This is a genomic window from Streptomyces sp. NPDC001204 (assembly GCF_053598035.1).
In genome coordinates this window covers 274,120-286,712 of sequence record NZ_JBSFJL010000001.1, presented here as the reverse complement: position 1 = coordinate 286,712, position 12,593 = coordinate 274,120, and the positions used below count along the sequence as shown (strand labels likewise).

The window sequence follows — 12,593 nt, the reverse complement described above, 5'->3', positions numbered from 1 at the left end:
GTCCGCATACGTTCGTCCCGCTGCGAGCCGCCGGTGCGACGGCGGCTCCCCACGGGACAGACGGGAGATCGGGGGTGCACGCGTGCGCATCGGACTGGTGACGGAGGGTGGCTATCCGTATGTGAGCGGTGACGCCGGACTCTGGTGCGAACGGCTCGTGCGCGGGCTCGAGCGGCACGAGTTCGACCTCTACGCGCTCAGCCGCAGCCGGCAGCAGGAGGACGAGGGCTGGGTGCCTCTGCCGCCACAGGTCAGCCGGGTCCGCACCGCGTCCCCGTGGGCGGCCGAGGACGACGGGACCGCGTACGGACGGCGTGCGCGCCGGCGCTTCGCCGAGTGCTACGGGGAACTGGCGTCGGCGCTGGTCGCGGCGAGCGGCGGCGATCTGCGCGAGTTCGGCGAGCCCGGCAGGGCGGCGGCCACGGGCGGTGCCGAGATCGAGGCGGACCGTTTCAGCAGCGGGCTGTACGGCCTCGCCGAACTCGCCCGCGACGAGGGCGGCCTGGCGCGCGCCCTGCGCTCGGAAGCCGCCGTTCGCGCGCTGGAACGCGCCTGCCGAGCGCCCAGCGCACCGCGGGCGGCGCGCGAGGCCCGCGTCCCGGATCTGCTCGCGGTCGCCGCGCACCTGCGACAGGCGCTGAGCCCGCTGTCGCTCGACTGGTACGAGGACGACGGCCTCGGTGCCACCGACCTCTGCCACGCCGCGGCCGGCGGCACGGCGGCCCTGTCCGGACTGCTCGCCCGCCATTTCACCGGCGTGCCCCTGCTGGTCACCGAGTACGGCGTACAACTGCGCGCGCACTACCTCGCCGCCGGCGCCGACGGGACCGCCCCGGCCGTGCGAGCCCTGCTCGCCGCCTTCCACGGCAGTCTTGCCGCCGAGGTCTACCTGCGGGCCGCCGTCGTCACCCACGGCAACGCCCACGCCCGCCGCTGGCAGGAGCGCTGCGGCGCCGACCGCGCCAAGCTGCGCACCATCCACCCGGGCATGGACGCCGCCCCGTTCGCCGAGGCCGGGGAGTCGCCGGAGGCCGCCGACCCGGACACCCTCGTGTGGGTCGGCCGTGTCGGGCCGGCCAAGGACCTGGTGTCCCTGCTGCACGCCTTCTCCGAGGTGCGCAAGCGGGAACCGAAGGCACGGCTGCGGATCGTCAGCGCGGGAACCGGCTCCGACGGCGTCGCCTACCTGGGCCACTGCAGGGCGCTCGCCGCCCAGCTCTTCCCCGACGAGGCCGAGGGCCCGCACACCGTCGGGCACAACCCGGTGTCCTTCGAGGAGATCGGCGGCCCGGAGGTGCCGACCCTCGCCGACGCCTACGCCTCGGGCGCCGTGGTCGTCCTGTCGAGCGTGGTCGAGGGCTTCCCGCTCGGCCTGATCGAGGCCATGCTCTGCGGCCGAGCGACGGTCTCCACGGACGTCGGCGCGGTCGTCGAGATCGTCGGCGGCACCGGAGTGGTCGTGCCCCCGCGCAATCCGCGGGCGCTCGCCGAGGTGTGCGTGAACCTGCTGCGCGACCCCGAGCGCCGTGCGCGCCTGGGCGCCGCCGCCCGTGCCCGCGCGCTCGAACTGTTCACCACCGAGCAGAACATCGCGGCGTTCCACGGCATCTACCTGGAGGTCGTCTCGCACTGCCCGGTCCAGCGCGTCGTCCTCGACGAGACCGGCGAGCCCCTTCCGTTCGCCGCGCCCGCCGAGGCCCACGTGCCCGGCCGCTGGACCCGGGCCGTGGACCACGTCGCGGCACGCTCGCGCCCCAGCTGGGCCACCGGCTCACCGACGGGGTGCGCGGCCCCCACGACCACCACGGAGGCTTCCCGATGAGCGGCCCGAGAACAGGGGACGACCTCGGTACCCCGACCGGCCTGGGCGGTCCGGTCGGCGGTTTCGGCGAGCCGGCCCTCGACCAGAGCCCCTCCATGCCCTCCCGGCGCGGTGCGGCCGACCCGGTCAAGGTGCTGATGCACCGTCACCGCGAGCTGTGCGAACGGGCCGTCGACCCGTTGGAGATCGCCGCGGGCCTGGAGGCGCACGGCGTCACCGACCGCACCGCCGCCCGCTTCCGCCACCGTGACGTCTTCTCCCTCGCCGAGGAGATGTACGCCCGGATCAGCCGAGAGGCCGAGACACCCCCGCGGTACGAGGCCGCCGCCGTACCCCGACTGGGTCTCGGCCGGGCCGCGTTCGGCCTGCTGCCCGGCGCCCTGTGCGCCGCCGCCGTGGCCGGGCTGCGCCTGACCGAGGGCCGGACACGGCTGGCCGTCGCCGCGCTCGGTGTCGTGGCCGTGGGCCTGGGCCTGCGCGCCGTACTCCGCCGTGGCCCGCTGAGCGCCGGGGAGCGCACGCCTCCGGGCCCGCACACGCCCGGCACGCGCATGTGGACGTTCTGGCTCCTCGGCTACGCCCTCCTCGGCGACGGCCTGCTCGGCGCGGCCGTCGGCGGCGGGCCCGACGGGCTTCCCGACGGCACCGCGGCCGGGCCCTGGCCCCTGACCACCGCCCCCGTGCTGGCCCTCGCCCTGGCCTGCGGACCGGCGGCCTGGACCGCTTACCTCTTCGCCGTGGGCGCCCGGCGCAAGGTGACCGCCAGCCGGGGCCTCGAGGAGTTCGCCGCGTCCGTACGGCCCCTGCTGCTCGGCTCGTTCGGCCTGTTCCTGTGCGCCCTGGCCGCCCTGCTCGCGGTGTGCGGCGCGATCCTGGACGAGCCCGCCGGCTACGCCCCGGCGCTCACGCTGGGCGCGCTGCTGCTGATTGCGCGCCTCCTCACCACGCACGGCTTCACACACGCCCCGGCCGTCGCCCTCGGCGCCGCGGCCGCGGCCGAAGCGGCGGCCCAGGCCGCCGTCTTCACCGCCCGCCTCCCCGGCTGCGGTGCCCTCGCCATCCCTGTCGACACCCTCGTGGCCGCCTGGGGCCCCGGTGGCGTACCCGCACTCGTCTGCGGAGCCGCCGCCCTGGCCCTCCTCCTGCACGCGACCCGCACGCTGACCCGGGCCTCCGCCCATGCGCGAGCGGAGCCGCAGCCGTGAGGGACACGGGGCCGGCCCCGATCACCCCCGCGTGCCCCCGTACGGCCGCAGCCACGGGTGCCGCCCGCGTATCCCCGCCGACCGCAGGCACTTGAGCCGACGCAGGCCCCCGAGCCACCGCCGGAGCCCGTCGCACCACCGCCCAGAAGGAGAACACCAAATGATCACCGCCCGATCCGGAGCGTCCGGAGCATCCGGAGCCACCGGAGCGCACACCCCGGGAGCCGCCCGATGAGGGTTCTGCTGATCGGAGCCAACGGATACCTCGGCCGTTTCGTCGCCGACCGTCTGCTCGCCGACCCGGCCGTCCAGCTCACCGCGCTGGGCCGCGGCGACGACGCGGACGTCCGCTTCGACCTCGCGGCCGGCAGCCCCGGAGCGCTCACCCGGTTCCTGGACGCGGTCCACCCCGGCGTCGTCGTCAACTGTGCGGGCGCCACCCGCGGCGGTGCCCGCGACCTCACCCGGCACAACACCGTCGCCGTCGCCACCGTGTGCGAGGCCCTGCGCCGCAGCGGCTGCGGCGCCCGCCTGGTGCAGGTCGGCTGCAGCTCCGAGTACGGCCCCAGCCAGCCCGGCTCCTCCACGGCCGAGGACGCCGTGCCCCGCCCCGGCGGCCCGTACGGCGTCAGCAAGCTCGCCGCCACCGAACTGGTTCTCGGCTCCGGTCTCGACGCCGTCGTGCTCCGTGTCTTCTCGCCCGCCGGACCCGGCACCCCGGCCGGCTCGCCGCTCGGCCGGCTCGCCGAGGCCATGCGCCGCGCCATGCAGTCCGGCGACAGCGACCTCAAACTCGGCGGTCTCGGCGTCCAGCGCGACTTCGTCGACGTCCGCGACGTGGCCCGCGCCGTCCACGCCGCCTCCCTCTCGGCCGCCCAGGGCGTCATCAACATCGGCTCGGGCCGCGCCGTACGGCTGCGCGACGCCGCGGCGATCCTCGCCCGCGTCGCCGGATACGGGGGCGCCCTGCACGAGCTCGACGGCCCGCCCGCCGGCCATCTCAGGGCCGCCATCGGGCACCCCCGGGCCGAGTCGGACCATCCCGCTCCGGTCGCGTACCCGTATCCCGACGGCTGCGGCAGCTGGCAGCAGGCCGATGTGCGTACCGCCCGCGACCGGCTCGGCTGGCGGCCCCGGATCAACCTCGAAGAGTCCCTGGCCGACATCTGGATGGAGGCGGCATGCCGTATCTGACCAGCACCCCCGTGGGCATCTCGAGCACCGGACTGCGCACCGGACTCGGTGTCCCCGGCTGGGCCCACCCCCTCCTCGCCCCGGCCGAGTGGAACGAACTCACCCGGCCCGGCACGCCCCTGCACTGGGTCGTCCTCAACGTCGCCGACGGCCCCGGCGTCCAGCCCGACCCGCACTGCCTGGAGGCCGCGGGACGGCTGCGGAACGCGGGCGTCCGCGTCCTCGGCCACCTCGACGCCGCGCACGGCGCCCGGTCCTTCACCGAGCTGATCTCCGAGGCGCGGCGGTACCTCGAGTGGTACCGGGCCGACGGCTTCCTGCTGGACCGCTGCCCCGCCGACCGCGCCGGGCTGTCCGAGGTCCGCCGTACGATCGGCGCGCTGCGGGCCGTGCGTGACGATGCCCATGTCGTCCTCGGCCACGGCACCCACCCGCACCCCGGCTACGCCGAGAACGCCGACCAACTGGTGACCTTCCGCGGTCCGTGGAGCGACTACCGCTGGTCGCAGGCCGCGGAGTGGACCGCCGACTATCCGCCGGAGCGCTTCTGTCACTTCGTGCACGGCGTCCCGCGCGGCCACCTCGACGAGGCGCTGCGCATCGCCCGCTGGCAGGGGGCGGCGACCATCTGGTTCACCGACCGCTCCGACCGCTCCGACCGCGGCGGCACGGCCGCCCCCTGGGAGGACATGCCCGGTTACTGGGACGAAATCGTCTCGCGGATCGGACGAGGTGTCTCGGAATGAAGAAGGCCGTGGCAGTGTTACGAGAAGAACAACCGTAGTGTTTGACCGACCAACGGAGTCCCCGTGTCGCTGCCACCCCTGGTCGAGCCCGCTCCCGAGCTCACCGTAGACGAGGTCCGCAGGTACTCCCGCCACCTGATCATCCCCGACGTGGGGATGGACGGGCAGAAGCGGCTGAAGAACGCCAAGGTGCTCTTTGTGGGTGCCGGCGGGCTGGGTTCGCCGGGTCTGATGTACATGGCCGCGGCGGGCGTCGGCACGCTCGGCATCGTGGAGTTCGACGAGGTGGACGAGTCGAACCTGCAGCGCCAGGTCATCCACAGCCAGTCCGACATCGGCCGCCCCAAGGCCGAGTCCGCGCGCGACACCATCAAGGGCATCAACCCGTACGTGAACGTGGTCCTTCACCAGGAGCGGCTCGAGGCCGACAACGTGAAGGAGATCTTCAGCCAGTACGACCTGATCGTCGACGGCACGGACAACTTCGCGACCCGGTACCTGGTCAACGACGCCTGCGTGCTGCTGAACAAGCCGTACGTATGGGGTTCGATCTACCGCTTCGACGGCCAGGCCTCCGTCTTCTGGTCCGAGCACGGCCCCTGCTACCGCTGCCTCTACCCGGAGCCGCCGCCCCCGGGCATGGTCCCCTCCTGCGCCGAGGGCGGTGTCCTGGGCGTGCTGTGCGCGTCCATCGGTTCCATCCAGGCCAACGAGGCCATCAAGCTCCTGGCCGGCATCGGCGAGCCGCTGGTCGGCCGCCTGATGATCTACGACGCCCTGGAGATGCAGTACCGCCAGGTCAAGGTCCGCAAGGACCCCGACTGCGCGGTCTGCGGCGAGAACCCGACCGTCACCGAACTCATCGACTACGAGGCCTTCTGCGGCGTCGTCTCCGAGGAGGCCCAGGCGGCGGCCGCGGACTCGACGATCACTCCCAAGCAGCTCAAGGAGTGGATCGACGACGGTGAGAGCATCGAGATCATCGACGTCCGCGAGCCGAACGAGTTCGAGATCGTCTCCATCCCGGGCGCCCGGCTGATCCCGAAGAACGAGTTCCTCATGGGCTCCGCCCTGGAGAGCCTCCCGCAGGACAAGAAGATCGTCCTGAACTGCAAGACGGGTGTCCGCAGTGCGGAAGTCCTCGCCGTCCTGAAGTCCGCGGGCTTCGCGGACGCCGTGCACGTCGGCGGCGGCGTGATCGGCTGGGTCAACCAGATCGAGCCGGACAAGCCGGTCTACTGAGTTCCGGCTCGTCCTGTCTGTTCGGCGGCGGGGTCTTCGCGCACCGCGGGTGTGGGGAGCCCCTGCCGTCGTCATGAACAGACCTTGCCGTCCCTCGGCACCGTGCCGTGCAGCAGATACGCGTTCACCGTCGAGTCCACGCAGTCGCTTCCGCTGCCGTACGCCCCGTGGCCCTCGCCCTTCTAGGTGAGTTCCACACCGACGCCCTTGCCGAGCGCGTCCGCCATTCTCCGGGCGCCCTCGTAGGGCGTCGCCGGGTCCCCGGTGTTGCCGATCAGCAGGATCGGCGCCGCACCCGGCGCGCTGACCCGAGGGGTGTCGTACTGGCCGGGCACCGGCCAGTCGTGGCACCAGCCGGCCGTGTCCCAGGCCATGAAGGCGCCGAACACCGGCGAGGTCCGCTCGAACTCGGGCAGCAGCTTCCTCGCCTCCTCCGGCGTCGGCCGCCGCTTGGCGTCCAGGCACGATATGACCCGTTGGGCGTGCGTCGTCGTGCCGTAGTGGCCCGAGTCGTCACGGTCGTTGTAGGCGTCGGCGAGGGACAGCAGCCCCGAGCCGTCGCCCTGTTCCGCCGCGGCGAGGGCGCTCGTCAGGGCCGGCCAGCCGCTCTTGCTGTAGAGCGGCAGCGCGATGCCGGTGAGCGCCGAGGCCTCCGTCAGCTTCCGCCCGGAGGAGGTCGTGGGCAGCGGCTCCGCATCGATGCGCCGCAGCAGGTCCGCGATCTTCCGCGAACCTTGCTCGGGATCCTGGCCGGTGGACCTCAGGTAGGCGTCCAGCGCCCGCTGGAAGCCCCTGGCCTGGTTCAGCGCGTGGCCCACGGAGTCCGCTGTCGGGTCCACCACCGCGTCCAGCACCACCCGCTCGACGCGCTGCGGGAACAAGTGGGCGTACACACCGCCGAGTTCGGTGCCGTAGGACATGCCGAAGTAGTGCATTCCGGCGTCGCCGAGGACGTGGCGGATCAGGTCCATGTCCCGGGCGGTGTCGGTCGTCGAGACGTGCGCGAGCAGCTTCCCGGCCGCCTTCCGGCAGCCCTGGCCGAAGTCGGCCGCGTCCTGGAAGTAGGCCCGCTCCTCGGCCGCGGTGTCCGGTGTCACGTCGATCGCCTCGGCGGCCTGGATCCGCCGGTCGCTGCGGCAGCGCACGCCCGAACTGCCGCCGACCCCGCGGGGATCCCAGCTCACCAGGTCGTATCGCTGCCGCAGGGCGGTGACCTCGGAGGCGTACGACGGCAGCGCGGCCACGCCCGAGCCGCCGGGGCCGCCGAAGTTGAACAGCAGGGAACCGGTGCGCTCCGCGGTGGCCCTGGCGCGGATGAGGGAGAGGCCGATGGTCTCGCCGTCCGGCCGGGACCAGTCCAGCGGTGCCTTGAGCGTCGCGCACCGCCATTCGTCGCCCGGAGCGGGCGAGTCGGCAGTGGCCTCGCAGCGGTGCCAGTCGAGTTGCTGCGAGGTGAGCGAGGAGGGCAGCCGCGCGGACGGCGAGCCGGACGGTGCGGCCGGCGTCGGAGCGGACCGGTCCTTTCCGTCGTCCGCGCTTCGGCCGGCCGGTTCGCCGCCGCATCCGGCCAGCAGCACCGTGGCGGCGACCGCGGCCGCCCACTGCGTCAGACGCGCCATGTGCTTCCCCCTCACAGGCTCTCCGCGGATCGGCCGCGGGGAGCGTTCAGGCCATGGTAGGCGGATCCCGTGACCCCCGTGGGAGCCTGTGGATAGCCTTCTGACCTGCTATTTTGCGTGTGAGGTGGGGAGGTCGCGGGCCCTTCGCCCGGCTACGCGCAGACCGTCCCGGCCGGTGGCACCTTTCCGTCGAGCAGATAGCTGTTCACCGCGTTCTGCACGCACGGGTTCTTGCTGTTGTACGCGCCGTGCCCCTGGCCCTGCCAGGTGAGTTCGACGCCGACCCCCTTGCCCAGCGCGCTCGCCATCCTCTTGGCGCCCCCGTACGGGGTCGCCGGGTCGCCGGTGTTGCCCACCACGAGGATCGGCGCCGAACCCGGCGCGCTCACGTCGGCGTGGGCGGCCGCACCCGGTACTGCCCATTGGGTGCAGCTGAGCATGCCCCAGGCCAGGAAGTCCCCGAACACCGGCGAGGCGGCCCGGAACTCGGGCAGCTTCTGCTCCACGAAGGCGGGGGTGTACCGCTGCTTCTGGTCGGAGCAGTTGATGGCGGTGTTCGCGGCGGCGAGGTTGCTGTACTCGCCGTTGGTGTTGCGGCCGTTCATCGCGTCGGACAGCAGCATCAGGATCTGGCCGTCGCCGGCGTAGGCCCGCTGGAGCCCTTCGATGAGCGGGGCCCAGAGCTCCTTGGAGTACAGGGCCTGGGCGATGCCGTTGGTCGCGGCGGTCCGGGTCAGCCGGCGAGGGAAGATGCCGGGGAGCGGATTGGTGTCGAGCTTTTTGAGCAGAGCGGCGATGCGGTCCTCGACATTCCTGACGCTGGTGCCGATCGGGCACTTGGCGCCCTTCGAGGCGCAGTCCTTCGCGAAGTTGTCGAGGGCGAGCTGGAAGCCCCTGGTCTGGCCGAGCGAGGTCTGCTCGGGGCTCTTGGTGGGGTCGACCACCGCGTCGAAGACCGCGCGCCCCACATGCTTGGGGAACAGATGTGCGTACACGCCGCCGAGTTCGGTGCCGTAGGAGATCCCGAAGTAGTGCAGCTTGGAGTCGCCGAGTGCCTGGCGGATCAGGTCCATGTCGCGGGCGGCGTCGGTGGTGCGCACATGCGGAAGGATCTTCCCGGAGTTCTTCTCGCAGGCGGCGTTGAACTGCTTGGTGTTGTTCACGAACGTGGCGCGTTCGGCGGCGGTCTGCGGTACCGCGTCCTGCTGGAAGTACTGGTCGAGCTGTGCGTCGGTCTTGCATTTCACACCGGCGCTGCGCCCCACCCCGCGCGGGTCGAAGCTCACCAGGTCGTAGCGCGTGCGCAGCTTGGTGTAGTCCTGGGCGATCGCGGGCATCGTGGTGACGCCGGAGCCGCCCGGGCCGCCGAAGTTGAAGAGCAGCGAGCCGATGCGCTTGCCGGGCCCGGTCGCCTTCGCCCGGATCAGCGCGATGTCGATCGTGTTGCCCTGCGGCTTGCTCCAGTCCAGCGGCGCCTTCATGGTGGCGCACTGCCACTTGCCACCGTTGGGCGGCGGCGAGGGTGCCGCCCCGCCGCCCTCCGACGCGGACGGCGCCGGGCAGTCCTTCCAGTCCAGCCCCGGGTCCGTCGGACCCCCGCCGACGGAGAGTCCGCCGCAGCCCGCCGTCAGGGCGCTCAGCAGGACGGTGGTCGTGGTCAGGGCGGCGGCGCGCAGCCCGTGGCGCTTGTGCATGCCCCCATCCTCACGCCGCCGGCGGCCTCCCGCGCGGGACGCGGGCCGTTCGGAGTATGCACGGCCGCCGTGCCTACAGGGCGCCCTTGCGGGTCAGGTGGTTGAAGGCCAGCCAGCCGGGCAGGACCGGCAGCCACAGCGTCAGCAGCCGGAACATCAGCACCGCGGGCGCGGCCACTTCCTTCGGCAGGCCCACCGCGATCAGGCCGACGGTGAGGGTGGCCTCGACCGCGCCCACGCCGCCCGGGGTCGGGGCGGCCGAGCCGAGCGCGTTGCCGGCGAGGAAGACGACGGCGACGCTGGCGATGCTGAGCGAGGTCGACTGGTCGCCGAAGGCCCGGATCGAGGCGTCCAGGCACATCACGAAGCAGAACGTCAGCAGCAGCATGCCGCCGATGCCGGTGACCAGCTTCTGAGGTCGCTGGAGTACGTCCAGCATGCGCGGCACGACACCCGCGAAGAGCGAACGCACGCGCGTGACGACGAACTTCCGCAGGAATGGCACCGAGGTGACCACCAGCACGAGCACCGCGACCGTCAGCAGGCCCGCGATGACCGTCCGGGACGGTGACAGGGACGGCGTCTTCTCGGTGCCGGTCAGATAACCGAAGGACAGCAGCATCAGGATGTGGCAGCCGAGCCCGAACAGCTGCGAGGCGCCGACACTGGCCACCGCGAGACCGGGGCGCACGCCCGAGCGTTGCAGGAAGCGCGTGTTCAGGGCCACGCCGCCGACCGCGGCCGGTGCCACGATCTTCACGAACGAGCCGGCGACCTGCGCCGCCACCGTCCGGACGAACGGGACGCGTTCCGGTACGAAGCCCAGCAGCGCCATGGCGGCGGCGACATAGCTGAGCGCCGAGAAGAGCACCGCCGCGATCACCCAGCCCCATTGGGCGTTGGCCAAGAGCGTGCCGAACTCGATGTGCGTGAGCTGGGTCAGCAGGTAGTAGGCGCCGATGGCACCCGCGATGAAACTCATCAGGGTGCGGGGCCGGACCCGCTCCAGCCGGGCCGGCTCGACCGGCGCCTGCGGCCTGATCCGCAGCACCTGGTGGCGGATCTGGGTGAGCAGATCCTCTTCGCGAGCCTCTTCCAGTGCCTCGCCGATGGCCCGCTTCTCCGCCCGTGCCTCGGCCCGCTCGGCCTTCTTGTCCTTCTTGTCGGGCCTCTCCGACTTTTCCGGCTTCCCTGTTTTTTCCGGTTTCTCGTATTTCTCTGGCTTCTCTGGTTTCTCCGGTTTTTCCAGGACGATCGGGCCGGTGTCACCAGTGTCCTGGGCGGCCTGCTCCAGGCGGGCCTGCTTGGCCTGCCGGGACGCCTCGAGCACCGCTTCGCGTTCCCGCTGCGCCCGCTCCCGGGCCAGCCTGCGCAGCGTCGCGCGCGTGGAGCGCGTCAGAGCGATGGGCTGGAGCATGGGCAGGCAGTCGGCGACCGCGTCGGGCCCCAGGACGCCGACCGCGGAGGCCACGGAGCGCTCCGCGCCCACCCGCAGGCCGAGCGTGGTCAGCAGTTGGGCGATGTCCATGCGCAGCAGCAGATCGCCGGCAGCGATCTCGCCGCCGCGCAGATCGGTGAGGATAACCTTGCGGGAACGATCCACCAGGATCGCGTCACCGGCCAGCCTGCGGTGCGCGATGCGCCGTGACTGCAACGCCCGCACCTGCTGCCAGGTGTGGTGCAGCAGCTCGTCGGTGATCTCCTCGTCCGCCAGCGAGTCGAGCGTGCGCCCGCCGGTGTGCTCGTAGACGAGCATCACGGCGTCGGGGCCGAGCTCGGAGGTCGCGATGAGCTTGGGCGCGTTGGCGCCGGCCGCGATGGCCGCGTAGGCGAGGAGGGCTTCCTGCTCCAGGGCCTGGCGCAGCGACTGCAGGCTGCGGCGGGTGGCGAAACCGCGCAGCGTGAGGTTGCGCCACACGCGGTAGAAGAAGCCCTGTGCCTGCTGCTCGCGGTCGACGACCGTGACGTCCAGCGGTGGTCCGTCCTCCAGGGTGACGAAGTAGCGCCGGCCGCGGTCGCCGGCGTCCGCGGTCTCGGCCGCCTCCTCGCGGGCCGCGCTGACCGGGTGGAAGCCGACGGTCCGCAGGCCCGCCACCAGGGTCCGTCCCGTGGGGCGGACGTTCGGTGAGCCGACCGCGTACAGGGTGCCGTAGGCGATGGTCCAGCCGATCAGCACCGTCAGGATGATCGAGAACGGCGTGGTGTACCCGGTGACCAGCATCGAGAAGGCGTCGAGCAGCAGCACGATCCACAGCACCGCGCGCCAGCGCGGCCGGCGGGACATGCCGACCGCCGTCATGTACGCGATGACGGGGGCGAGGTAGCCGTGCACCGGATCGGTGAGCGCGTGGACGTTGCCGGGGGAGGGCTGGGTGAGCGCGTCCTGGATCGAGTGCGGGGCGCCCTTGGCGACCCACAGGTCGGTGGCGAGCGTCACCCCGTGCGCGAGGACGGCCGCGAGCACGCCGTCGGCGATCCGCAGTCCGTCCCGTTTGATCAGCCGCTCGATCGCGAAGGCGACCGGGACCAGCAGGATCGCGATGCTGGACGCCAGTCCGGCGATCTTGATGAGCAGGTCGGGGGCCTGACCGGTGCCCTTGTTGATGTCCTGTTCGAGGCCCGAGGTGGTGCCGTGCGCGAACCCGGCGATCGCCAGCAGCACGACGATGGCGAGCACGCCCACCAGCAGCCGCATCAGGTCGGAGGGGCGGTGCACGCGCGCGGGGAGCAGCGGCTCGTCGCCCTCGAGTTCGTCGGCGTGCGTCACGACGTCCTCCTCCGCGGGCTTCCTGCCCGCCTTCGGAGCGTCCGTGCCGCCGGTCTTCGGAGAGCCCGTGCCCCCCGCCCTCTGGGCGTCCGTGCCGCCGGTGCCGGGGCGCGAGGAAACTCCAGAGGTGCCCTCCGCGTCATCGGGATGCACGCCCTGCTGCTTCATGGTCTCTTCTTGGTCTCGTATCACCGGTCACCGCCCGCACGATGGTGGCACGTCCCACCGGCACACAGGGGCATCAGGGTGCATATGCGGGGCCGCACAGTCTGCCCGAGGCGCCGCCCGGGAGCGAGGGCCGCGC

General features: G+C 72.6%; 7 protein-coding genes and 1 pseudogene. 5 read left to right on the top strand and 3 right to left on the bottom strand.

Features of this window, described 5'->3' with window-relative positions:
* Positions 1-82 precede the first annotated feature (82 nt).
* From ACWC91_RS01290 to moeZ, 5 genes are all read left to right on the top strand, one after another.
* Positions 83-1,822, top strand: a complete 1,740-nt coding sequence (locus ACWC91_RS01290; protein ID WP_376503338.1) for a DUF3492 domain-containing protein — start codon at positions 83-85, stop codon at positions 1,820-1,822.
* Positions 1,819-3,027 carry a hypothetical protein gene (locus tag ACWC91_RS01285; protein ID WP_376503341.1) on the top strand — a complete coding sequence of 403 codons (1,209 nt, stop codon included), beginning with the start codon at positions 1,819-1,821 and terminating at the stop codon, positions 3,025-3,027. Before ACWC91_RS01290 ends, ACWC91_RS01285 begins: the two co-directional genes overlap by 4 nt.
* Positions 3,028-3,258: 231 nt before the next feature.
* Positions 3,259-4,221 carry an NAD-dependent epimerase/dehydratase family protein gene (locus ACWC91_RS01280; protein ID WP_225075463.1) on the top strand — a complete coding sequence of 321 codons (963 nt, stop codon included), beginning with the start codon at positions 3,259-3,261 and terminating at the stop codon, positions 4,219-4,221.
* The gene (locus ACWC91_RS01275; RefSeq protein WP_225075464.1) at positions 4,209-4,967 is read left to right on the top strand and encodes a spherulation-specific family 4 protein; all 759 of its coding nucleotides are present in this window, start codon (positions 4,209-4,211) and stop codon (positions 4,965-4,967) included. The genes ACWC91_RS01280 and ACWC91_RS01275 overlap by 13 nt, the downstream gene beginning before the upstream one ends.
* A 63-nt stretch (positions 4,968-5,030) precedes the next feature.
* The gene (gene moeZ, locus ACWC91_RS01270) at positions 5,031-6,209 is read left to right on the top strand and encodes an adenylyltransferase/sulfurtransferase MoeZ (protein ID WP_141358622.1); all 1,179 of its coding nucleotides are present in this window, start codon (positions 5,031-5,033) and stop codon (positions 6,207-6,209) included.
* Positions 6,210-6,280: 71 nt separating this feature from the next.
* Here the strand turns inward: moeZ and ACWC91_RS01265 are convergent.
* From ACWC91_RS01265 to ACWC91_RS01255, 3 genes and pseudogenes are all read right to left on the bottom strand, one after another.
* Positions 6,281-7,828, bottom strand: a pseudogene (locus tag ACWC91_RS01265) (alpha/beta hydrolase).
* A 152-nt stretch (positions 7,829-7,980) separates the two neighbouring features.
* Positions 7,981-9,522 (bottom strand): alpha/beta hydrolase, encoded by a 1,542-nt coding sequence (locus tag ACWC91_RS01260; RefSeq protein WP_225075465.1) that lies wholly within the window; start codon positions 9,520-9,522, stop codon positions 7,981-7,983.
* A gap of 73 nt (positions 9,523-9,595) precedes the next feature.
* Positions 9,596-12,457, bottom strand: coding sequence for a lysylphosphatidylglycerol synthase domain-containing protein (locus ACWC91_RS01255; protein WP_450642979.1), 2,862 nt, complete (start codon positions 12,455-12,457; stop codon positions 9,596-9,598).
* Positions 12,458-12,593: the final 136 nt, after the last annotated feature.